The 22,630-nt window shown below is 44.9% G+C and carries 17 protein-coding genes, 4 tRNA genes and 3 rRNA genes; 19 read left to right on the forward strand and 5 right to left on the reverse strand.

Features of this window, described 5'->3' with window-relative positions:
- Positions 1-51 precede the first annotated feature (51 nt).
- Entirely contained in the window at positions 52-906 is an 855-nt protein-coding gene (locus MKY10_RS03220) for a manganese catalase family protein (protein WP_021481617.1), read from the reverse strand.
- A 333-nt stretch (positions 907-1,239) separates the two neighbouring features.
- Between MKY10_RS03220 and MKY10_RS03225 the strand changes: the two genes are divergently transcribed.
- From MKY10_RS03225 to tsaD, 12 genes are all read left to right on the forward strand, one after another.
- A tRNA-Arg gene (locus tag MKY10_RS03225) sits at positions 1,240-1,316 on the forward strand.
- A 13-nt stretch (positions 1,317-1,329) separates the two neighbouring features.
- Positions 1,330-1,403 (forward strand) — tRNA-Gly (locus tag MKY10_RS03230).
- Positions 1,404-1,564: 161 nt separating this feature from the next.
- A 16S ribosomal RNA gene (locus MKY10_RS03235) occupies positions 1,565-3,114 on the forward strand.
- A gap of 170 nt (positions 3,115-3,284) precedes the next feature.
- Positions 3,285-6,212: ribosomal RNA gene (locus tag MKY10_RS03240) — 23S ribosomal RNA — on the forward strand.
- Positions 6,213-6,267: 55 nt separating this feature from the next.
- Positions 6,268-6,383: ribosomal RNA gene (rrf, locus tag MKY10_RS03245) — 5S ribosomal RNA — on the forward strand.
- The 16S, 23S and 5S rRNA genes sit together here with 4 tRNA genes alongside, the layout of an rRNA operon.
- A 14-nt stretch (positions 6,384-6,397) precedes the next feature.
- Positions 6,398-6,474 (forward strand) — tRNA-Met (locus tag MKY10_RS03250).
- A gap of 60 nt (positions 6,475-6,534) precedes the next feature.
- Positions 6,535-6,611: transfer RNA gene (locus MKY10_RS03255), tRNA-Asp, on the forward strand.
- 180 nt (positions 6,612-6,791) lie between these two features.
- On the forward strand, positions 6,792-7,769 hold the full coding sequence (gene thiL / locus MKY10_RS03260) for a thiamine-phosphate kinase (RefSeq protein WP_015252686.1): 978 nt from the start codon (positions 6,792-6,794) through the stop codon (positions 7,767-7,769).
- Between the two features lie 14 nt (positions 7,770-7,783).
- Positions 7,784-8,260 carry a tRNA (adenosine(37)-N6)-threonylcarbamoyltransferase complex ATPase subunit type 1 TsaE gene (gene tsaE, locus MKY10_RS03265; RefSeq protein ID WP_015252685.1) on the forward strand — a complete coding sequence of 159 codons (477 nt, stop codon included), beginning with the start codon at positions 7,784-7,786 and terminating at the stop codon, positions 8,258-8,260.
- The gene (tsaB, locus tag MKY10_RS03270) at positions 8,241-8,930 is read left to right on the forward strand and encodes a tRNA (adenosine(37)-N6)-threonylcarbamoyltransferase complex dimerization subunit type 1 TsaB (RefSeq protein ID WP_015252684.1); all 690 of its coding nucleotides are present in this window, start codon (positions 8,241-8,243) and stop codon (positions 8,928-8,930) included. The genes tsaE and tsaB overlap by 20 nt, the downstream gene beginning before the upstream one ends.
- A gap of 9 nt (positions 8,931-8,939) precedes the next feature.
- Complete coding sequence (rimI, locus tag MKY10_RS03275; protein WP_015252683.1) at positions 8,940-9,395, forward strand: ribosomal protein S18-alanine N-acetyltransferase; 456 nt, start codon at positions 8,940-8,942, stop codon at positions 9,393-9,395.
- Positions 9,388-10,428: a tRNA (adenosine(37)-N6)-threonylcarbamoyltransferase complex transferase subunit TsaD gene (tsaD, locus tag MKY10_RS03280; RefSeq protein WP_015715342.1), complete on the forward strand. Its 1,041-nt coding sequence runs from the start codon at positions 9,388-9,390 to the stop codon at positions 10,426-10,428. The genes rimI and tsaD overlap by 8 nt, the downstream gene beginning before the upstream one ends.
- Positions 10,429-10,658: 230 nt before the next feature.
- On the opposite strand, the gene abc-f is transcribed toward tsaD, so the two are convergent.
- On the reverse strand, positions 10,659-12,587 hold the full coding sequence (gene abc-f / locus MKY10_RS03285) for an ABC-F type ribosomal protection protein (protein ID WP_015482882.1): 1,929 nt from the start codon (positions 12,585-12,587) through the stop codon (positions 10,659-10,661).
- Between the two features lie 125 nt (positions 12,588-12,712).
- Here abc-f and moaC point away from each other — a divergent pair, with 125 nt between their 5' ends.
- The 4 genes from moaC to tatC are packed head-to-tail and all read left to right on the forward strand — an operon-like array spanning position 12,713 to position 14,835.
- A complete protein-coding gene (gene moaC, locus MKY10_RS03290; protein ID WP_003243499.1) occupies positions 12,713-13,225 on the forward strand; it encodes a cyclic pyranopterin monophosphate synthase MoaC in 513 nt (170 codons plus the stop codon).
- Positions 13,222-13,869, forward strand: a complete 648-nt coding sequence (locus tag MKY10_RS03295; RefSeq protein WP_003234073.1) for a redox-sensing transcriptional repressor Rex — start codon at positions 13,222-13,224, stop codon at positions 13,867-13,869. Before moaC ends, MKY10_RS03295 begins: the two co-directional genes overlap by 4 nt.
- Before the next feature lie 21 nt (positions 13,870-13,890).
- Complete coding sequence (gene tatAY / locus MKY10_RS03300; RefSeq protein WP_003234072.1) at positions 13,891-14,064, forward strand: sec-independent protein translocase protein TatAY; 174 nt, start codon at positions 13,891-13,893, stop codon at positions 14,062-14,064.
- A 6-nt stretch (positions 14,065-14,070) separates the two neighbouring features.
- Entirely contained in the window at positions 14,071-14,835 is a 765-nt protein-coding gene (gene tatC, locus MKY10_RS03305) for a twin-arginine translocase subunit TatC (RefSeq protein WP_072174264.1), read from the forward strand.
- Positions 14,836-15,066: 231 nt separating this feature from the next.
- Here tatC and MKY10_RS03310 read toward each other — a convergent pair whose 3' ends face one another.
- A complete protein-coding gene (locus MKY10_RS03310; RefSeq protein ID WP_003225680.1) occupies positions 15,067-15,258 on the reverse strand; it encodes a YdiK family protein in 192 nt (63 codons plus the stop codon).
- A complete protein-coding gene (locus MKY10_RS03315; protein ID WP_015252679.1) occupies positions 15,255-15,989 on the reverse strand; it encodes a type II CAAX endopeptidase family protein in 735 nt (244 codons plus the stop codon). The genes MKY10_RS03310 and MKY10_RS03315 overlap by 4 nt, the downstream gene beginning before the upstream one ends.
- Before the next feature lie 238 nt (positions 15,990-16,227).
- Between MKY10_RS03315 and groES the strand changes: the two genes are divergently transcribed.
- The 3 genes from groES (at position 16,228) to MKY10_RS03330 (ending at position 19,883) form a co-directional block, all read left to right on the forward strand.
- Positions 16,228-16,512 (forward strand): co-chaperone GroES, encoded by a 285-nt coding sequence (gene groES / locus MKY10_RS03320; RefSeq protein WP_003155970.1) that lies wholly within the window; start codon positions 16,228-16,230, stop codon positions 16,510-16,512.
- A gap of 44 nt (positions 16,513-16,556) precedes the next feature.
- Complete coding sequence (gene groL / locus MKY10_RS03325) at positions 16,557-18,188, forward strand: chaperonin GroEL (RefSeq protein ID WP_015252678.1); 1,632 nt, start codon at positions 16,557-16,559, stop codon at positions 18,186-18,188.
- Between the two features lie 699 nt (positions 18,189-18,887).
- Positions 18,888-19,883, forward strand: coding sequence for a YqiA/YcfP family alpha/beta fold hydrolase (locus MKY10_RS03330; RefSeq protein WP_048655027.1), 996 nt, complete (start codon positions 18,888-18,890; stop codon positions 19,881-19,883).
- A 99-nt stretch (positions 19,884-19,982) separates the two neighbouring features.
- Here MKY10_RS03330 and gutR read toward each other — a convergent pair whose 3' ends face one another.
- Positions 19,983-22,472 carry a glucitol operon transcriptional regulator GutR gene (gene gutR / locus MKY10_RS03335; RefSeq protein ID WP_015252676.1) on the reverse strand — a complete coding sequence of 830 codons (2,490 nt, stop codon included), beginning with the start codon at positions 22,470-22,472 and terminating at the stop codon, positions 19,983-19,985.
- Between the last annotated feature and the right edge of the window lie 158 nt (positions 22,473-22,630).

Raw genomic sequence — 22,630 nt, forward strand, 5'->3', positions numbered from 1 at the left:
ATGTACAATAAGAAGGTGCTCAAGAAGTTTCTTGAGCACCTTCCCACTGGATTAAGCATTCATATCGCCTAACCCAGGACTGTGTTCATTCGGTATTTCAGGAAGCACTGGTACGGGAAACCCTGCCGGAGGATCTATTACTTGTAACTCTCCGCCATTTCGGCTTGGAGATTTCCCTTGATAGATTTCACCGATTCTCGTTTCATCCAACCTAAAGTTAAACTGTGCATTATGGTAGCCTAATTCGACATACTTTCTGCACTCAGGATATTTATTAATGTCATAATTCGGTACAGGGAGGAGCTTCGCCCACTCAACGCCCAATGTCTCGAGCGCTTTCGCGAATGCATTCTGGTGAGCATTGTCGCGTACAATCAGAAAAGCAAGTGTTTCGCGGAACGTCTGATTAGAGCTCATTTCATAAATTCTTGTTTTTTGCAGCACACCTGTCGACTCAAGAAGCAGATTATCAAGCAGGTCAGTAATTAAGTTTCCGTGGTTATACACCCACGACCCGTTCCACGGATTGCCCCCTGCATCAACGGGAAGGGAACTTTGCGCACCAATAATATAATGATGAGGATTAGCATGTTTAACGGCTTCATTAAGTGGTGCTTGATCTGCACCTTGACTGCCGACACCTTCACCGCCTGATTCATCTAATAAAGCATTGATTGTGTTTTGAACCAGTTCAACGTGGGCAATCTCCTCTAAAAAAATGCCGCGAAGCAGATCGCGGTACTGTTTCTGCTTTCCTCTGAAATTAGAGCTTTGGAAAAAAAACTGCATCATTGTACGCATTTCTCCGTAATGACCGCCTAATATCTCCTGCAGGACCTTAGCAGCTGCCGGGTCTGGCTTGTCCGGTTTAATGATATTAATCAGTTCCTCTTTGTAGTAATACATAACACGCCTCATTTCTTCTTAAGAGATTTTCTTATATTATTTGTAAGATGAGATAAAATATATACATGATAAGCATGGGAAGGCGTGAAAGAAGAAAATAAAAAAATACAGGAAAAGTGTTGACCAAATAAAACAGGCATGGTATATTATTAAACGTCGCTGATGAACAGCGTGAAACAAAACAGAAAAACAAAAAGTTTTCCTAAGGTGTTTACAAGATTTTAAAAATGTGTATAATAAGAAAAAGTCGAATTGAAAAAGATTCGAAAAAACATTAAAAAACTTCTTGACTTCAACATCAAATGATAGTATGATAGTTAAGTCGCTTGATAAGCGCCCGTAGCTCAATTGGATAGAGCGTTTGACTACGGATCAAAAGGTTAGGGGTTCGACTCCTCTCGGGCGCGCCATATAAGATACCACGCGGGTGTAGTTTAGTGGTAAAACCTCAGCCTTCCAAGCTGATGTCGTGAGTTCGATTCTCATCACCCGCTCCATTATTGAATGATCTTTGAAAACTAAACAAGACAAAACGTACCTGTTAATTCAGTTTTTAAAAATCGCACAGCGATGTGCGTAGTCAGTCAAACTAGGGCCTGCACGACGCAGGTCACACAGGTGTCGCCGCAGGATGCGGTGAACTTAACCTGTGATCCATTTATCGGAGAGTTTGATCCTGGCTCAGGACGAACGCTGGCGGCGTGCCTAATACATGCAAGTCGAGCGGACAGATGGGAGCTTGCTCCCTGATGTTAGCGGCGGACGGGTGAGTAACACGTGGGTAACCTGCCTGTAAGACTGGGATAACTCCGGGAAACCGGGGCTAATACCGGATGGTTGTTTGAACCGCATGGTTCAAACATAAAAGGTGGCTTCGGCTACCACTTACAGATGGACCCGCGGCGCATTAGCTAGTTGGTGAGGTAACGGCTCACCAAGGCGACGATGCGTAGCCGACCTGAGAGGGTGATCGGCCACACTGGGACTGAGACACGGCCCAGACTCCTACGGGAGGCAGCAGTAGGGAATCTTCCGCAATGGACGAAAGTCTGACGGAGCAACGCCGCGTGAGTGATGAAGGTTTTCGGATCGTAAAGCTCTGTTGTTAGGGAAGAACAAGTACCGTTCGAATAGGGCGGTACCTTGACGGTACCTAACCAGAAAGCCACGGCTAACTACGTGCCAGCAGCCGCGGTAATACGTAGGTGGCAAGCGTTGTCCGGAATTATTGGGCGTAAAGGGCTCGCAGGCGGTTTCTTAAGTCTGATGTGAAAGCCCCCGGCTCAACCGGGGAGGGTCATTGGAAACTGGGGAACTTGAGTGCAGAAGAGGAGAGTGGAATTCCACGTGTAGCGGTGAAATGCGTAGAGATGTGGAGGAACACCAGTGGCGAAGGCGACTCTCTGGTCTGTAACTGACGCTGAGGAGCGAAAGCGTGGGGAGCGAACAGGATTAGATACCCTGGTAGTCCACGCCGTAAACGATGAGTGCTAAGTGTTAGGGGGTTTCCGCCCCTTAGTGCTGCAGCTAACGCATTAAGCACTCCGCCTGGGGAGTACGGTCGCAAGACTGAAACTCAAAGGAATTGACGGGGGCCCGCACAAGCGGTGGAGCATGTGGTTTAATTCGAAGCAACGCGAAGAACCTTACCAGGTCTTGACATCCTCTGACAATCCTAGAGATAGGACGTCCCCTTCGGGGGCAGAGTGACAGGTGGTGCATGGTTGTCGTCAGCTCGTGTCGTGAGATGTTGGGTTAAGTCCCGCAACGAGCGCAACCCTTGATCTTAGTTGCCAGCATTCAGTTGGGCACTCTAAGGTGACTGCCGGTGACAAACCGGAGGAAGGTGGGGATGACGTCAAATCATCATGCCCCTTATGACCTGGGCTACACACGTGCTACAATGGACAGAACAAAGGGCAGCGAAACCGCGAGGTTAAGCCAATCCCACAAATCTGTTCTCAGTTCGGATCGCAGTCTGCAACTCGACTGCGTGAAGCTGGAATCGCTAGTAATCGCGGATCAGCATGCCGCGGTGAATACGTTCCCGGGCCTTGTACACACCGCCCGTCACACCACGAGAGTTTGTAACACCCGAAGTCGGTGAGGTAACCTTTTAGGAGCCAGCCGCCGAAGGTGGGACAGATGATTGGGGTGAAGTCGTAACAAGGTAGCCGTATCGGAAGGTGCGGCTGGATCACCTCCTTTCTAAGGATATTATACGGAATATAAGACCTTGGGTCTTATAAACAGAACGTTCCCTGTCTTGTTTAGTTTTGAAGGATCATTCCTTCGAAACGTGTTCTTTGAAAACTAGATAACAGTAGACATCACATTCAATTAGTAACACAAGATATCACATAGTGATTCTTTTTAACGGTTAAGTTAGAAAGGGCGCACGGTGGATGCCTTGGCACTAGGAGCCGATGAAGGACGGGACGAACACCGATATGCTTCGGGGAGCTGTAAGCAAGCTTTGATCCGGAGATTTCCGAATGGGGAAACCCACCACTCGTAATGGAGTGGTATCCATATCTGAATTCATAGGATATGAGAAGGCAGACCCGGGGAACTGAAACATCTAAGTACCCGGAGGAAGAGAAAGCAAATGCGATTCCCTGAGTAGCGGCGAGCGAAACGGGATCAGCCCAAACCAAGAGGCTTGCCTCTTGGGGTTGTAGGACACTCTGTACGGAGTTACAAAAGAACGAGGTAGATGAAGAGGTCTGGAAAGGCCCGCCATAGGAGGTAACAGCCCTGTAGTCAAAACTTCGTTCTCTCCTGAGTGGATCCTGAGTACGGCGGAACACGTGAAATTCCGTCGGAATCCGGGAGGACCATCTCCCAAGGCTAAATACTCCCTAGTGACCGATAGTGAACCAGTACCGTGAGGGAAAGGTGAAAAGCACCCCGGAAGGGGAGTGAAAGAGATCCTGAAACCGTGTGCCTACAAGTAGTCAGAGCCCGTTAACGGGTGATGGCGTGCCTTTTGTAGAATGAACCGGCGAGTTACGATCCCGTGCAAGGTTAAGCAGAAGATGCGGAGCCGCAGCGAAAGCGAGTCTGAATAGGGCGCATGAGTACGTGGTCGTAGACCCGAAACCAGGTGATCTACCCATGTCCAGGGTGAAGTTCAGGTAACACTGAATGGAGGCCCGAACCCACGCACGTTGAAAAGTGCGGGGATGAGGTGTGGGTAGGGGTGAAATGCCAATCGAACCTGGAGATAGCTGGTTCTCTCCGAAATAGCTTTAGGGCTAGCCTCAAGGTAAGAGTCTTGGAGGTAGAGCACTGATTGGACTAGGGGCCCCTACCGGGTTACCGAATTCAGTCAAACTCCGAATGCCAATGACTTATCCTTGGGAGTCAGACTGCGAGTGATAAGATCCGTAGTCGAAAGGGAAACAGCCCAGACCGCCAGCTAAGGTCCCAAAGTATACGTTAAGTGGAAAAGGATGTGGAGTTGCTTAGACAACCAGGATGTTGGCTTAGAAGCAGCCACCATTTAAAGAGTGCGTAATAGCTCACTGGTCGAGTGACTCTGCGCCGAAAATGTACCGGGGCTAAACGTATCACCGAAGCTGCGGACTGTTCTTCGAACAGTGGTAGGAGAGCGTTCTAAGGGCTGTGAAGCCAGACCGGAAGGACTGGTGGAGCGCTTAGAAGTGAGAATGCCGGTATGAGTAGCGAAAGAGGGGTGAGAATCCCCTCCACCGAATGCCTAAGGTTTCCTGAGGAAGGCTCGTCCGCTCAGGGTTAGTCGGGACCTAAGCCGAGGCCGAAAGGCGTAGGCGATGGACAACAGGTTGATATTCCTGTACCACCTCCTCACCATTTGAGCAATGGGGGGACGCAGGAGGATAGGGTAAGCGCGGTATTGGATATCCGCGTCCAAGCAGTTAGGCTGGGAAATAGGCAAATCCGTTTCCCATAAGGCTGAGCTGTGATGGCGAGCGAAATATAGTAGCGAAGTTCCTGATTCCACACTGCCAAGAAAAGCCTCTAGCGAGGTGAGAGGTGCCCGTACCGCAAACCGACACAGGTAGGCGAGGAGAGAATCCTAAGGTGATCGAGAGAACTCTCGTTAAGGAACTCGGCAAAATGACCCCGTAACTTCGGGAGAAGGGGTGCTCTGTTAGGGTGCAAGCCCGAGAGAGCCGCAGTGAATAGGCCCAGGCGACTGTTTAGCAAAAACACAGGTCTCTGCGAAGCCGTAAGGCGAAGTATAGGGGCTGACGCCTGCCCGGTGCTGGAAGGTTAAGAGGAGCGCTTAGCGTAAGCGAAGGTGCGAATTGAAGCCCCAGTAAACGGCGGCCGTAACTATAACGGTCCTAAGGTAGCGAAATTCCTTGTCGGGTAAGTTCCGACCCGCACGAAAGGCGCAACGATCTGGGCACTGTCTCAACGAGAGACTCGGTGAAATTATAGTACCTGTGAAGATGCAGGTTACCCGCGACAGGACGGAAAGACCCCGTGGAGCTTTACTGCAGCCTGATATTGAATGTTGGTACAGCTTGTACAGGATAGGTAGGAGCCTTGGAAACCGGAGCGCCAGCTTCGGTGGAGGCATCGGTGGGATACTACCCTGGCTGTATTGACCTTCTAACCCGCCGCCCTTATCGGGCGGGGAGACAGTGTCAGGTGGGCAGTTTGACTGGGGCGGTCGCCTCCTAAAAGGTAACGGAGGCGCCCAAAGGTTCCCTCAGAATGGTTGGAAATCATTCGCAGAGTGTAAAGGCACAAGGGAGCTTGACTGCGAGACCTACAAGTCGAGCAGGGACGAAAGTCGGGCTTAGTGATCCGGTGGTTCCGCATGGAAGGGCCATCGCTCAACGGATAAAAGCTACCCCGGGGATAACAGGCTTATCTCCCCCAAGAGTCCACATCGACGGGGAGGTTTGGCACCTCGATGTCGGCTCATCGCATCCTGGGGCTGTAGTCGGTCCCAAGGGTTGGGCTGTTCGCCCATTAAAGCGGTACGCGAGCTGGGTTCAGAACGTCGTGAGACAGTTCGGTCCCTATCCGTCGCGGGCGCAGGAAATTTGAGAGGAGCTGTCCTTAGTACGAGAGGACCGGGATGGACGCACCGCTGGTGTACCAGTTGTTCTGCCAAGGGCATCGCTGGGTAGCTATGTGCGGACGGGATAAGTGCTGAAAGCATCTAAGCATGAAGCCCCCCTCAAGATGAGATTTCCCATTCCGCAAGGAAGTAAGATCCCTGAAAGATGATCAGGTTGATAGGTCTGAGGTGGAAGTGTGGCGACACATGGAGCTGACAGATACTAATCGATCGAGGACTTAACCATATTTTTGAATGATGTCACACCTGTTATCTAGTTTTGAGAGAACACTCTCAATTTGTTTGGTGGCGATAGCGAAGAGGTCACACCCGTTCCCATACCGAACACGGAAGTTAAGCTCTTCAGCGCCGATGGTAGTCGGGGGTTTCCCCCTGTGAGAGTAGGACGCCGCCAAGCATTACTTTTATCATCGCGGGGTGGAGCAGTTCGGTAGCTCGTCGGGCTCATAACCCGAAGGTCGCAGGTTCAAATCCTGCCCCCGCAACCAAATATATGGTTAAATAAGGAGTGCCCTAAGGGTGCAACCAAAATAATCCTATACAAATATGGTCCGGTAGTTCAGTTGGTTAGAATGCCTGCCTGTCACGCAGGAGGTCGCGGGTTCGAGTCCCGTCCGGACCGCCATTAATGTAAACGAAACGATCATGTTTTCGTTTTTTTTGTGTTTTCTTTTACTGTATCTTCTGCTTGGTGTCATAGCCAAGCTTTCTTTATATCGGGAACATCTTGGATATTCCAGCAAAATTCGATAAACTAGGAAGAGCACATATAGGCATAAGCAGGGTTGAAAGGAGATTTTGGTTCATGGATGAATTTGATTTGATACATAGCATTACTCCGCGGACCATTCACCATTCTTCCGTTGATGTAGGAATAGGGGATGATGCAGCGCTCTACACTGCGAAACACGGCGTTCAGGAAATTGTTTGTGTTGATACTATGGTAGAAGACGTGCACTTCAAATTACACTATTCCTCACCTGAAGATATCGGGTACAAGGCGTTAGCCGTTAATATAAGTGATATTGCCGCGATGGGAGGCATTCCTAAGTTTTATCTGGTATCACTTGCGGTACCTTCAAAATGGACGGCATCCGAAATCAAGGCGATGTATGAAGGAATGAATGAACTGGCGAAACTATATCATATGGATCTGATTGGCGGCGATACAGTTTCTACCGCTGACAAATTAGTCGTTACAGTCACTGTAATCGGTGAAATTGAAAAGGGACAGGCCTGTTTGCGCAGCTTGGCAAAACCGGATGATATTGTGTTTGTAACCGGTGAAATCGGTTCTTCTGCAGCAGGGCTTTCTTTATTGCTGGAAGAGACTAATCCTCAAAACTCATCTGTGGAAACGGATTACTTTATCCATAGGCATAAACGGCCTGAGCCAAGAGTAAGCGTCGGCAGATTATGCTCGAGTTTTAAACGGGCAGCTTTAAATGATGTTAGTGACGGATTGGCTAGTGAACTGAACGAGATTGCAGAAGCCAGCTGTGTTTCAATTGAAATTGATGAAAGCATGCTTCCAATTCATTCTGATTTACCTAAGCTTCATCCTAACTGGAAAGAATGGGCTTTGTTTGGCGGTGAGGATTTTGAGCTGACAGGGACGGTTTCAAAAGAGGAGTGGGAAGTGTTGAAGCAGCAGTGCGCAGCACGTCAACTTCCCATTACAAAGATTGGCCATGTCAGGGAAAAAACAAAATCTAAAGTGATCCTAAAAACAGATCAAACATCAATGATCTTAGAGAAAAAGGGATATAATCATTTTAAATAAGACGGGTGACTCGTGTGAAGCAATTAAAATGGAGAACTGTAAATCCAGAAGAAACAAAAGCAATTGCCAAGCTTGCGGCAGCGTTTGCTAAACCGGGAGACGTCCTGACATTAGAGGGCGATTTAGGTGCAGGAAAAACGACTTTTACGAAAGGTTTTGCAGAAGGGCTGGGAATTACACGTGTTGTAAACAGTCCGACTTTTACAATTATAAAAGAATATAACGATGGCGTACTTCCTCTTTATCACATGGATGTGTATAGAATGGAAGATGAAAGTGAAGATTTGGGACTTGATGAATATTTTCACGGACAAGGTGTCTGTCTCGTTGAATGGGCTCATTTAATTGAAGAACAGCTGCCGCAGGAGCGACTGCAAATTGTCATCAAAAGAGCTGGTGATGATGAGCGGGAAATTACCTTTACTGCTGTCGGGAATCGGTATGAAAAGCTTTGTGAGGAGTTAAGTAGACATGACAATATTAGCAATTGATACATCAAATTATACATTGGGCATTGCGCTGCTTCGAGAAGACACTGTTATAGCAGAATACATTACATATTTGAAAAAGAACCACTCTGTAAGAGCGATGCCTGCTGTTCATTCATTGCTGAATGATTGTGATATGGCACCGCAGGACCTTTCTAAAATTGTCGTTGCAAAAGGCCCTGGTTCATACACAGGAGTAAGAATAGGTGTGACGTTGGCCAAAACACTTGCCTGGTCTTTAGACATTCCAATAAGTGCTGTATCAAGTCTTGAGACGCTTGCGGCAAATGGCCGGCATTTTGACGGTCTGATCAGCCCAATCTTTGATGCTAGACGGGGACAGGTGTACACAGGTCTGTATCAATATAAAAATGGACTTTTAGAGCAAGTTGTTCCAGATCAAAATGTGATGCTGGCAGATTGGCTGGAGATGTTAAAAGAAAAGGATCGTCCTGTTTTGTTTTTAGGTCACGACACTTCTATTCACAAGCAGATGATAGAGGATGTTCTTAGAACAAAAGGATTCATTGGAACTGCCGTCCAGCATAACCCGCGTCCTTCAGAATTGGCTTTTCTCGGGAAGGAAAAGGAAGCAGCTGATGTTCATGGGCTTGTCCCGGATTACTTGCGGCTGGCAGAAGCTGAAGCGAAATGGATTGAAAGTCAAAAGTAGGGTGATAGGATGAAAACAAAAGCAGCGGTCAGAAATATGCGGCTTGAAGATATAGATCACGTATACGAAATCGAAGCATCCTCCTTTACGTCTCCTTGGACGAAGGATTCGTTTTATCATGAGCTGCTGGAAAATCCATATGCTCATTATCTCGTGATTGAAAAGGACGGCCATGTTGTTGGGTATTGCGGGATTTGGATTGTGATGGATGATGCCCAGATTACAAATATAGCGATAAAACCAGAGTATCGCGGCCAGTCTTTAGGAGAAACGCTTTTTCGCTCAGCTGTTGAACTGTGCAAAGAAAAAGACGCAAGGCGGCTTTCGCTTGAAGTGAGGGTTTCGAATCATCCTGCTCAAGGCTTATATAAGAAATTCGGGATGCAGCCCGGCGGAATAAGAAAGAACTATTATACTGATAACGGGGAAGATGCGTTAATTATGTGGGTGACGATAAATGAGTGAGCAAAAAGACATGTACGTATTAGGAATTGAAACAAGCTGTGATGAGACTGCTGCAGCTATTGTGAAAAACGGAAAAGAGATCATTTCAAACGTAGTAGCCTCTCAAATTGAAAGCCATAAGCGCTTCGGAGGCGTTGTTCCGGAAATTGCTTCAAGACATCATGTTGAACAAATCACTTTGGTTATAGAAGAGGCGTTTCGCAAAGCTGGCATGACGTATAGTGATATTGATGCGATTGCAGTAACAGAAGGTCCGGGACTGGTGGGAGCGCTTCTTATCGGAGTGAATGCCGCTAAAGCATTGAGCTTTGCACATAACATTCCGTTAGTAGGCGTTCATCATATAGCCGGTCATATATACGCGAACCGTCTTGTAGAAGACATCGTGTTCCCGGCACTGGCATTGGTCGTTTCAGGAGGCCATACAGAACTGGTTTATATGAAGGAACATGGATCATTTGAAGTCATTGGGGAAACCCTTGATGATGCGGCAGGAGAAGCCTACGACAAAGTGGCTCGGACGATGGGATTGCCATATCCGGGTGGACCGCAAATTGACAAGCTAGCTGAAAAAGGGAATGACAATATTCCGCTTCCTCGCGCATGGCTTGAAGAAGGCTCTTACAACTTCAGCTTTAGCGGATTGAAGTCTGCGGTGATCAATACGCTTCATAATGCATCCCAAAAAGGGCAAGAGATTGCTCCGGAAGATTTGTCTGCCAGTTTCCAAAATAGTGTGATCGATGTCTTGGTAACCAAAACGGCGCGCGCGGCAAAGGAATATGATGTCAAACAGGTCCTTTTAGCCGGAGGAGTAGCTGCAAACAGAGGCCTCAGAGCTGCATTAGAAAAGGAATTTGCCCAGCATGAAGGGATTACGCTTGTCATTCCTCCATTAGCTTTATGCACGGATAATGCTGCGATGATTGCTGCTGCTGGTACAATTGCTTTTGAAAAAGGAATTCGCGGTGCATATGATATGAATGGCCAGCCCGGCCTTGAATTGACTTCTTATAAAAGTCTCACGAGATAATAGCGTGAGACTTTTTATATGTTTGTTATTAACAGATAATTCACAATTTATCCACATGTCTGTGAGTAATTATAGAGATATAGATGGATAAAGGGCTGAAGTCGCTGTTAATAAAGTGGATAAATTCAGAATATTTTGTGGATATTGTGTATAAAGCGCTTACTTTGTTTTGCTTATTAGGGTATGTTCTGTGGATAAAAAGCACCTCTAAAAAGAGGTGCTTGACTTTTTTAATCTTCTTCTGTGGATAGTTCTTCCCATTCGGACAAAAGAGATTCCAGCTCCTGATTGAGCTTCTCATTGTCTGCATGGATAGCTTGTACTTTTTCATGATCCTGATAGACTTCAGGGTCACATAGCAATTCATCATTGCGGCTGATGTTTTCTTCAATGGTTTGAACAGTGGTTTCAATTTCTTCAATCCGACGGAGTCGTTGGCGCTCTTTCTTTTTCCATTCTTTTTCTTCCTCGTAGGAACGTTTGGAGTCAGACTTCACTGTAGCTGGCGTTTTTTCAGTTTCCTCTTGTTGATTTATTTTCTCCAATTCAAGCTGCTCTGTTTTTTTCTCTGTATAATAATCGTAATCTCCCAGATACTCCTCTATATGGCTTGAAGAAAGCTCCAATACTCTTGTGGCGATTCTGTTAATAAAATATCTGTCATGTGAGACAAATAACAGTGTGCCTGGATAATCAATCAGCGCGTTTTCGAGAACTTCTTTGCTGTCTAAATCCAGATGGTTAGTCGGTTCATCAAGGATGAGAAAGTTGGCTTTTTGAAGCATCAGCTTAGCTAGAGCCAATCTTGCTTTTTCGCCTCCGCTCAGTGAATGAACTGGTTTCAGCACATCATCTCCGGAGAATAAGAAATTTCCGAGACACGTTCTGATTTCTTTTTCTGGGAGCCCGGGGTACTCGTCCCACAGCTCATCAAGGACACGTTTAGAGGAAGTCAGCTCAGCCTGTTCCTGATCATAATAGCCGACACTGACATTTGAGCCGTATGAGATCGTTCCTTGATCTGGTTTTAGGGTGTCTATCAATGTTTTCAGCAATGTTGATTTACCAATTCCGTTAGGGCCGACAAGCGCGGCGCTTTCTCCTCTTGTCAGCATGAATGACACTTCTGTTAAAAGCGGCGGCTGGTTTTCATAGCTGATTGTGAGATCCTGAACACGGAGGACTTCATTTCCGCTCTGTTTTGTAATATCAAAATGAAAGTTTGCGGATTTTTCATCGCCAAGCGGTTTTGACATGACTTCCATTCGCTCCAGTTGCTTTCTGCGGCTTTGCGCCCTTTTGGTGGTAGAGGCTCTCGCCAGATTTCGGTCTACGAAGTCCTGCAGCTTTGCAATTTCGTCCTGCTGCTTTTCATACATTTTCAGATCTTTTTCATACTGCGCGGCTTTTTGGTCGAGATAAGCGCTGTAGTTGCCGTGATACTTTTTGCTTTCTGCTCTTGATACCTCGTATACCTGGTTTACTACTTTGTCCAAAAAGTAGCGGTCATGCGAAACGATGAGAATGGCGCCTGAATAGCCTTGCAAATAATGCTCAAGCCAGGTAAGCGTATCAATATCCAGATGGTTTGTCGGCTCATCGAGAATGAGCAAATCAGGCTGTGTTAACAGAAGCTTACCTAAAGCCAGTCTTGTTTTCTGGCCTCCGCTGAGGCTTTGAACCTGTGTAGAATCGTCAAAATGGCTGAAGCCGAGACCATGCAGCACAGATCTTACATCCGCTTCATATTGATAGCCGCCTTTATCTTTGAATTCCTGCTGAAGGCGGTCGTAGGTTTTCATGATGCTTTCTAATTCACCCGGGTCAGCTGCCGCCATTTTTTCTTCCATAGCCCGCATTTCCTTTTCCATTGCTTTTAAGTGGTCAAAAACAGTCAGCAGCTCTTCTTTTATGGTAAGCTTAGAATCCAAGCCAGTATGCTGGGCGAGATATCCCATTGTAATATCTTTCGGTTTAATAATTTCGCCCTTTTCATACGAAAGCTGGCCTGCGATAATTTTAAGGAGCGTGGATTTTCCGGCGCCATTTCTTCCTACAATGGCGATGCGATCACGATTTCTGACTTCCAGCTTTATATTGTTTAAAATAGTATCAGCACCAAACGATTTGGACAGCTGATTAATTTGTAAGATCATCATATTATTTCACCTCTGCTATAATAAGTTAAGTGTAGCTTATGAACCAGAAGTCAGCAAACAATACATTGGCCATATAAGACATAGAGAAGAAAATAGTGTATGATCTGTTTAAGGAGCGTTTTAATATGAATGGATTTTCTCATTTTAATGAACAGGGCAGAGCCCAGATGGTGGATATCAGCGAAAAATCTTCGACTGTCCGTACTGCGGCGGCTGTTTCAAGCGTACACATGAAGAATGAGGTGTACGAGAAAATACAAAGTCACGATATCGGCAAAGGAGATGTACTGGCTGTCGCGCAGGTGGCAGGCATTATGGCCGCAAAGCAAACGTCGAATATCATTCCGATGTGCCACCCGCTTTCACTGAGCGGGGTAGATATATCGTTTGACTGGAAAATAAAAGAAGCAGAAGTTATACTTCATATAAAAGCACAGGTCAAAACGAAAGGGAGTACAGGTGTGGAAATGGAAGCGCTCACTTCTGCATCGGTGTGCGCTCTTACCGTTTACGATATGTGCAAGGCCCTTGATAAGGGGATGGTCATCGGCCCTACTTTCTTGCTGGAGAAGACAGGCGGGAAAAACGGTGACTTTAAAAGAGAACTATCCGAGTATAATTTGGAGGACCAAAAATGAATAAGGATCAATCAAAAATTCCGCAGGCGACGGCGAAACGGCTGCCGCTTTACTATCGCTTTTTAAAGAATCTGCATGCGTCAGGAAAACAGCGTGTATCATCCGCTGAACTCAGTGATGCCGTAAAGGTTGATTCTGCCACGATTCGGAGGGATTTTTCCTATTTTGGAGCTCTTGGCAAAAAAGGATACGGATATAATGTGGATTATTTGCTGTCTTTTTTCCGAAAAACGCTTGATCAGGATGAGATGACAGACGTCATCTTGATTGGTGTCGGGAACTTGGGAACGGCATTTCTTCACTATAATTTCACAAAAAATAATAACACAAAAATTTCTATGGCTTTTGATATAAATGAGAGTAAAATAGGAACTGAGGTAGGCGGCGTGCCCGTCTATAACCTTGATGACCTTGAACAACACGTAAAAGATGAATCAGTTGCCATTCTTACAGTGCCAGCAGTTGCCGCTCAATCCATTACAGACAGATTGGTCGCATTAGGAATCAAGGGAATCCTTAATTTTACGCCGGCCCGTTTGAATGTGCCGGAACACATTCGAATTCATCATATAGATTTAGCAGTTGAGCTTCAGTCACTGGTTTATTTTTTGAAGCATTATTCAGTTTTAGAGGAAATCGAATAGAGGGAAAGGAGGAGCCCAAATATGCCGATCGGTCCTGGAAGCCTTGCTGTTATCGCAATCGTTGCTCTGATTATCTTCGGTCCCAAAAAGCTGCCTGAATTGGGGAAAGCAGCGGGAGACACACTTCGTGAATTCAAAAACGCTACTAAAGGATTAACGAGTGATGAAGAGGAAAAAAAGAAAGAAGATCAGTAAGTTAGGATGACACGAATGAAAGTGAATCAAATGTCGCTGCTGGAGCATATTGCTGAGCTTCGAAAACGGTTGCTGATTGTAGCGCTGGCGTTTGTCGTTTTCTTTATTGCTGGATTTTTTTTAGCAAAGCCGATTATTGTGTACCTGCAAGAAACAGATGAAGCGAAGCAGCTTACGCTTAACGCGTTTAACCTGACAGACCCGCTTTATGTGTTTATGCAATTTGCATTTATCATCGGCATAGTCTTGACCTCGCCGGTTATTCTTTATCAGCTTTGGGCTTTTGTGAGCCCGGGCCTCTATGAGAAAGAGCGCAAAGTAACGCTCAGCTACATTCCGATCTCTATTTTGCTGTTTTTAGCGGGCTTATCTTTTTCATATTATATTTTATTTCCTTTTGTTGTTGATTTTATGAAGCGAATTTCTCAGGACTTGAATGTCAATCAGGTGATCGGAATTAATGAATATTTTCATTTTCTTCTGCAGCTGACGATTCCGTTTGGACTGCTGTTCCAAATGCCGGTCATCCTCATGTTTTTGACCAGGCTCGGAATTGTGACACCGATGTTCTTGGCGAAAATCAGAAAGTATGCGTATTTTACGCTGCTGGTGATCGCAGCCCTGATTACACCGCCTGAGCTTCTGTCCCATATGATGGTCACAGTCCCGCTTTTGATTTTATATGAAATCAGTATCCTTATATCGAAGGCCGCTTATCGGAAAGCACAGAAAAGCAGTGCAGCCGATCGGGACGTGTCTTCTGGGCAATAATAAAAAATCCATTTCTCATGCGAGAAATGGATTCAGCGTGTTGACAAACCCCCGCATTCGTTGTCAAGCCTGTGCGTTGGTGCTCACGAATGAAAACATTCGCTCCGCTCCAATGCTCGCCTTTCCTAGACTTCAAGGGTTTTCAATCACGCTGAAAATGACAAAATCCTAAAACGAAAGCCGTTTTAGGATTTAATTTGAATCCATTTCTCATTCAGAAATGGATTTTCTTTATTTTTGGTTCTTTTTGATTTTAAATGAAAAGGCGAACATCTTAAAAGAAATGCTGATGTTGTAAGCGGCGAACACCATCAGCAGGATGGAGTAAAATGACCACATGCTGCCTGGCGAGCTTGCGGCAAGATAAGTAAAGATGCACCCTACGGCAAAGTAGATCATTCCCCAAACTACCGGGTTTCTCATAAAAATAATCCTCCAATAATCAATTGCATTTGTGTGCTCTGCTGTTCAAGGTAATTACGAACAGGCTCAAGCTGCATGATGACGACGAATGTATTCATCATTAAATGGGCGAAAATCGGCACCCATATCCGTTTTGTTCTCGCATATAAAAAGGCAAAGGTAAAGCCCATTGCTGTATATAGAAGAAGATGCTTCAAATCAGCGTGAACAATACCGAAAATAACCGAGCTGATCAGTCCGGCGAAAAAGAAATTCGTTTTTTCGTACAGCGTGCCGAAAATGATTTTTCTGAAGATGATTTCTTCTAATATAGGCCCGACGATGGAAGAAACGATAATCATGAGCGGGACTGCCTGAATGACATCCAGAATCGCTTGTGTATTTTCTGATTCTCTTCCGATGCCAAAAACATAATATTCAATAGAGCCTGCTATTCCTTGAGAGAAAAGGGCAATGAAAAAACCGGCTATCGCCCAAAGGATAGAAAGTCCGATTGAGTCCTTCTGTCCGTTTCGCAGCGTTTCTTTCGGAACGGTTCTCAGAATGAGCAGAACAACAACGAGACAGGCGATAAAGCTGATAACGGACCATAATCCTTGTGCATGCAGCATATTTTCATCTGTAGGCTGTCCTCCGGCATAACCGAATTTAAATAACAAGGGAATCGCGATTAATGCGGAAAACTGCATGATGATATATGTCAAAATAATAAACCAATACTGTTTTCTCAAATGGTATGTACTCCTTTGTTAAGTGGGTTTCGTTCATCTACAGCTATTGTAACATAATCGGTACGGGGGTGAAAAAGCTAACGGAAAAGCGAGCGGAAAAGAATGATGTAAGCGTGAAAAAATTTTTATCTTATCACTTGAAATTGGAAGGGAGATTCTTTATTATAAGAATTGTGTTAGCACTCTTTAGTGCTGAGTGCTAAAATTACATATTCATACTATTGAGGAGGTTATTACATTGTTAAAGCCATTAGGTGATCGCGTTGTCATTGAACTCGTAGAATCTGAAGAAAAAACTGCCAGCGGAATTGTGTTGCCGGATTCTGCAAAAGAAAAACCGCAAGAAGGCAAAATCGTGGCAGCTGGTTCAGGTCGCGTGTTAGAAAGCGGAGAGCGCGTTGCTTTAGAAGTAAAAGAGGGCGACCGCATTATCTTCTCAAAATACGCAGGTACTGAAGTGAAATACGAAGGTACTGAATACTTAATCTTACGTGAAAGCGACATTTTAGCTGTTATTGGCTAATTCTTAAATAAAAACATTTAAAAATTCGAGGAGGTACTGTAAACATGGCAAAAGATATTAAGTTTAGTGAAGAAGCCCGCCGCGCAATGCTTCGCGGTGTCGATGCACTTGCTGATGCTGTAAAAGTAACTTTAGGACCAAAAGGACGCAACGTGGTTCTAGAGAAAAAATTCGGTTCTCCGTTAATCACAAATGACGGTGTAACAATCGCTAAAGAAATCGAGCTAGAAGACGCGTTTGAAAACATGGGTGCTAAGCTTGTTGCTGAAGTAGCCAGCAAAACAAACGACGTTGCCGGTGACGGTACAACAACTGCAACAGTTCTTGCGCAAGCAATGATCCGTGAAGGCCTTAAAAACGTAACAGCAGGCGCTAACCCTGTAGGCGTGCGTAAAGGGATGGAACAAGCTGTAGCGGTTGCGATCGAAAACTTAAAAGAAATTTCTAAGCCAATCGAAGGCAAAGAGTCTATCGCTCAGGTTGCTGCGATCTCTGCTGCTGATGAGGAAGTCGGAAGCCTTATCGCTGAAGCAATGGAGCGCGTAGGAAACGACGGCGTTATCACAATCGAAGAGTCTAAAGGCTTCACAACTGAGCTTGAAGTTGTTGAAGGTATGCAATTTGACCGCGGATATGCGTCTCCTTACATGGTAACTGACTCTGATAAGATGGAAGCGGTTCTTGACAATCCTTACATCTTAATCACAGACAAAAAAATCACAAACATTCAAGAAATCCTTCCTGTGCTTGAGCAGGTTGTTCAGCAAGGCAAACCATTGCTTCTGATCGCAGAAGACGTTGAAGGCGAAGCACTTGCAACACTTGTTGTGAACAAACTTCGCGGCACATTCAACGCAGTTGCTGTTAAAGCTCCTGGCTTCGGTGACCGCCGTAAAGCAATGCTTGAAGACATCGCTGTCCTTACTGGCGGAGAAGTCATCACAGAAGATCTTGGCCTTGACCTGAAATCTACTCAAATCGCTCAATTGGGACGCGCTTCTAAAGTTGTCGTTACTAAAGAAAACACAACAATCGTTGAAGGCGCTGGCGAAACAGACAAAATTTCTGCCCGCGTGACTCAAATCCGCGCTCAAGTGGAAGAAACAACTTCTGAATTCGACAGAGAAAAATTACAAGAGCGTCTTGCGAAACTTGCTGGCGGCGTAGCTGTCATCAAAGTCGGCGCTGCGACTGAAACTGAGCTGAAAGAGCGTAAACTTCGCATCGAAGACGCCTTGAACTCAACTCGCGCAGCTGTTGAAGAAGGCATCGTATCCGGTGGTGGTACAGCGCTTGTAAACGTATATAACAAAGTCGCTGCAGTTGAAGCTGAAGGCGATGCTCAAACAGGTATCAACATCGTGCTTCGCGCGCTTGAAGAGCCAATCCGTCAAATCGCACACAATGCTGGTCTTGAAGGATCTGTCATCGTTGAACGCCTCAAAAACGAAGAAATCGGCGTAGGCTTCAACGCTGCAACTGGTGAATGGGTAAACATGATCGAAAAAGGTATCGTTGACCCAACGAAAGTTACACGCTCAGCTCTTCAAAACGCTGCGTCTGTAGCTGCAATGTTCTTAACAACTGAAGCCGTTGTCGCTGACAAGCCAGAAGAAAACGCTGGCGGCGGAATGCCTGACATGGGCGGCATGGGCGGTATGGGTGGAATGATGTAAAACCGACAAAAAACCCTTGATTTACAAGGGGGTGTCGGCAACGGACGTCATTTTTGATGCCCTATTGATCCATTTATAAATTTTCGAGGCTTCTCATGAGTTCACTGAACTTGTGAGAAGCTTCTTTTTTTCTGTCTTTCGTAGTTTGATTTTTTCAGCACTGTTCTATATCGATTTTCAATAGTTTTGATAATCCCGATATGAACTATTCAATTGACCAAAATACAAAATTCTACCGACTCAGATTCCTGTTTACGTCTTCTTTGATAAACGGCTTACTGTAACTTCAGTAAACTGCATTTCTGTTATGATTATAAAAAGGGTTTAAAAATTTTTCGTCCAAACCTCTGTTACTTCTCTCCCTATTGCAGACAGGAGATGGTATCCTCTCATAAGACAAAAAAGCCCCAGTTACCTAAATAAATAGTGTCACCAACACTCTTAGACGTTTCCCCAAGGAAAACACTGTCAAAGAGAAAACCTATTAAAATGTCTATTTGTGCTGCTTTTTAGCTACTAAGACGATGTATGTTAAATATATAGAACGGCAGAATAATCTGATTCTCAAAAATTCACTGGCGATGTAGTTAGGTTCTTCCACCAACATCTTGATAATATTCATCCCTACTCTATGGAGACCGACATTCCAATTATTAAATCTAATATTAGTTTTTTATGATTACCAAGGAGGACTTAATAGTGCATTTCTCAAAAATGATAGATCGCTTGGCTTTATATGATTTACATAGAAAAACAAGCAAAGATAAACATTTTTCTGCTGCTATTGCAGCCGATATCGATGATAGAGAGGAATTTTACAGTGCAAATATAGCTGATGTTTCAATTGATTTGAATGAATCTAAAAAAAAGTATAGGGTTGGAACATTTCGTTATGAATCCTTAATTCAAACTGGGAATCCTGTTAATGATACTTTAAAAGGGGAGGTTTTTTTACATAAAAATGATATAGATCAACCCAATGTTATCTTTGTACACGGCTGGCGCATGGAATCGTACAATAGGATCAAAAGAATATTTCATAAGCGTATAATGAACGATTTAGGCTGGAACATGTATTATTATTCTCTTCCATACCATTTTGAAAGAGAACCGGAAAATTCACTGTATAGTGGCGAGTTGATGATTAGTGCGAATATTGATCGTACAATTGAGTCGACAAGACAGGCCATTGTAGATTTACGGGCATTAATTCACTGGATAAAAGCAAATAAAAAAGGCCCTGTTATCATAGTGGGGGTAAGTTTAGGGGGATGGATCACTAATCTAATTGCTACCCTAGAATCTCAAATTGATGTAGTGGTATCAATCTTTTATGCCAATCGCCTTTCTTATTCAATATGGAACACGATCCCAGGTAAATTCATAAGAGAAGAATTAGAACAAAATGGTGTGACCTATGAAGATTTAACAAAATATTGGAATATCACAGATCCTAGTCAAGCCTTGCCGAAAGTTAATAAAGATAACATTCTGCTGATTTCTGCTAAACATGATCAGTATATTGACTTAAAAGATGCAGATTATTTATGGGAAAGTTGGGGGAAACCCACAAGATATGTCTACGATTGTGGTCATTCCGGTATTGTTTTTTGTCGCAAAAAACTGGCAAATGATACGCTTTCCTTTATAAGAGAAAGGATAAATAAGGGAAAACCTGGTTCAGTACATTTGTAGACCTTAATAAGAAACGAAAGGCCAACTGCGACTTCAGTTGGCCTTTTCTATTTATAATAAAGAAACTGAGTGAGATTGCTGACAGAACTACTATGCGTACTAGTCGGTTTCTTTAATCACCATTGCCAGTTCTTCCACCTCTCCCCGAATCCCAATCGCAGGCTCCCACGAATCAATCAAACGAATCGCTTTCTGATTAGCTTCCATCGCTTTCGTTTTCTCTCCTTTACGGTACAACAGCTGCGCCATTCCGTAGTGATAGTAGATCAGTTCAACTTGATTGGCGTTGTGTTTGTCATAGAGCATTTGCTCAAAGGCTTCTTCCGCTTTCTCAAATTGACCACATTTCACGTAAGCGACACCCAGATTGAAATAGGCTTCTATCGTTTTTTCGCCGCCGTACGTGGAGCTGATTTCATTTGCCGCTTCGTATAATTGAATGGCTTCTTCATGATGACCTCTCGCAAAGCTTAAGTCACCGCGAACCAATAGAACTCTGTGTTGAATGGTAGGGGAAATCGGTTGATTTTCGATTTCGTTTAAAATGGTCTCTGCTTTTTCCTGTTGCCCGTCTTTTAAAAAAAGCCTTGCTTTGAGTGCGTGTCCCCAAACCTTTAGATCATAGGCATCGTGATCGTCTGATTGTTCCAGAGTCTTCAGTCCGGCCTCTATTTGCTGTAAGGCCCCGTCTAAATCATTGACTTCCATCAGGGCCCAGCCTGCTGTGTCGATTCGGAAGTACGCTTCTCGTGTGTGTTGGCCTATTTGATGGGCGGCGTCGGCCGCTTTGTGTCCGTATTCGGTTCGCAAGGGCAGGTTGATTCTGCTTAGAAAATGGCTGATGCGGGTGATGAGTTCGATTAGGATTTCTTTTTGATCGGTTTCACTTGCCCATTGGATGACCTTTAAGATGTTTGGCCATTCTTGTTTCATTTGATCTAAGTTCCGTCCCAGCAGGTAGCTCCAATAGATAGAGTTGGGCTGTTCCCGCTTTAAATGGGTTTCGGCATAATCAATATAATAGTGAGCCCAGCGATTGCGGGCTTCTTTTTCATATTCGTGCTGTTCGGACAAGTGCTGTTCTCCGTAAGCGACAACGGTTTGGTGCGCTAAGTATTGTGTCCTGCCTTGGCTTCGTTCCGGCTGAATCAGCGCATATGACCGCATTTGCTCCATAGCGTAATGAAAACGGCGGGCGTCTAATCCGGCTGCTGCCGCCAGGCTTTTTTCATCAGGCGGCTTGCTGAAAAAGCAAAGCGTCTGCCATAGCTTTCGCGTATCTTCATTGCATCTATCCCAAGTGCGGCCAAAGAGGAATTCAAACAATTCCAGCAGTGAGTAGCCTGCTTTTCCAAGCTCATGAATCAGCTGCTGAGCGGGGATGTCATCGTCTGACATATAGGCAATGCTGAGTGCCATGGCTTTCGGGTTTCCGGCAGTCGCTGAAATGAATTCGTTTTTCAGGTCAGATGATAGATGTAACAGCTGCTCCAGCTTTTCCCGTTTATTTTGAATGTTGCATGTTTGTAAGCATCGGTGCACTTCTTGCTGAAAAAAATCCAAGGCATCTGTTTGCTCAAGGCCGCTCAGCTGAATAGCTGTCATTTCTCCGAAGCTTTCCCGATAGGTTTGCTTTACGTTTTCCCGCGCTGTGAGGAGAACTTTCACGCCTTGCGGAAGGCTGGTGATAAATTCATGAATGTCACGTTCTGCAGTATCAATGCTGTCAACAATCAGCAGGATCGGTTTTTCTCTTGTGTAATTGGCTAACGCATTGCGGACGACGAATCGTTTTTCATTGATTGATTTATCGATTTGTTCTGTGCGTCCGAGCTGATAGGCGATCGTATTTAAAAAATCGCTAAAGCTCAATCCTTTCCAATCAGCGCTGACCCAAATGATACTGTTGAACGCCAGCCAATCTGAAGTATCGTCGACACAGGAATAAGCGGCTTCAAGAGCGACTGTGGTTTTACCCATACCAGCCCAGCCGGTGATTAAACAGACTGGTGAAGGAGAAAGCATCCATTGCCGTATCGCTTCCATATCAAAGCTGCGTCCGATAAAGCGTCCGGACCAGCGTGAGGGTAAATTATGCGTGATAGGCTGTTCTGTAAGCGCATTCGTTTCATGGCCGGGTCTGTCATGAAACAGCCGTTTTACTACATTTTCAATTTCGTCTTCACTCGGAGCCCCAAATAATCCGTCTTTTCGCAGTATTTTCGCTTTTTTCAAACAAGATGCTGCCCATACAGGCAATGCGGGTTTGATGACTGGGATAGTGGTGGCTTCCAGCAAGTCGGTCAACCAATCGATATCGAAGTCGGTCTTTTCGAGAATGATCCAGATCATTCCGAACAGTTTTCCGTCGTCAATTCTTCCGGGAATGTAGTTTGCCCCCATCTGTCCGATCCAGCTTTTGATCGTGTTTGGGGAGACTCCCAGCTGGAGTGCGATTTTATCTATGTAAGACTGTCCTGTTTTTTCATTCTTTTTCCTTCTGACTTTATAATCAGGATGAAGTTTTAGCGTTTTGACGCCAGGTGCCAGCAGTTGTGCAAATTGTTTTCGGTTTTCAAGTTCAGCCATAAGCCTGCACCTCCTATTAGTACTATTTTATCAATCCAGCGTTTTTTGTATATGAAAAAATAAAAGTACAGTGCCGCTGTCCTTTTATACAGCAGAAAAGGCTGTTGAACGTCTTGAAAAGCAGATAAAATGGGGGCAGTAACAGAGAAAATAAAAAT

The sequence above is a fragment of the Bacillus sp. FSL P4-0290 genome (genome assembly GCF_037975435.1).
In the GTDB taxonomy this organism is placed as follows: Bacteria; Bacillota; Bacilli; order Bacillales; family Bacillaceae; genus Bacillus; species Bacillus subtilis.

Bases quoted from the DNA above. Each gene is read 5' to 3' on its own strand.
- MKY10_RS03220 (WP_021481617.1), bottom strand. From the start codon at position 906: ATGTATTACTACAAAGAGGAACTGATTAATATCATTAAACCGGACAAG.
- thiL (WP_015252686.1), top strand. From the start codon at position 6,792: ATGGATGAATTTGATTTGATACATAGCATTACTCCGCGGACCATTCAC.
- tsaB (WP_015252684.1), top strand. From the start codon at position 8,241: ATGACAATATTAGCAATTGATACATCAAATTATACATTGGGCATTGCG.
- rimI (WP_015252683.1), top strand. From the start codon at position 8,940: ATGAAAACAAAAGCAGCGGTCAGAAATATGCGGCTTGAAGATATAGAT.
- tsaD (WP_015715342.1), top strand. From the start codon at position 9,388: ATGAGTGAGCAAAAAGACATGTACGTATTAGGAATTGAAACAAGCTGT.
- abc-f (WP_015482882.1), bottom strand. From the start codon at position 12,587: ATGATGATCTTACAAATTAATCAGCTGTCCAAATCGTTTGGTGCTGAT.
- moaC (WP_003243499.1), top strand. From the start codon at position 12,713: ATGAATGGATTTTCTCATTTTAATGAACAGGGCAGAGCCCAGATGGTG.
- MKY10_RS03295 (WP_003234073.1), top strand. From the start codon at position 13,222: ATGAATAAGGATCAATCAAAAATTCCGCAGGCGACGGCGAAACGGCTG.
- tatAY (WP_003234072.1), top strand. From the start codon at position 13,891: ATGCCGATCGGTCCTGGAAGCCTTGCTGTTATCGCAATCGTTGCTCTG.
- tatC (WP_072174264.1), top strand. From the start codon at position 14,071: ATGACACGAATGAAAGTGAATCAAATGTCGCTGCTGGAGCATATTGCT.
- MKY10_RS03310 (WP_003225680.1), bottom strand. From the start codon at position 15,258: ATGAGAAACCCGGTAGTTTGGGGAATGATCTACTTTGCCGTAGGGTGC.
- groL (WP_015252678.1), top strand. From the start codon at position 16,557: ATGGCAAAAGATATTAAGTTTAGTGAAGAAGCCCGCCGCGCAATGCTT.
- gutR (WP_015252676.1), bottom strand. From the start codon at position 22,472: ATGGCTGAACTTGAAAACCGAAAACAATTTGCACAACTGCTGGCACCT.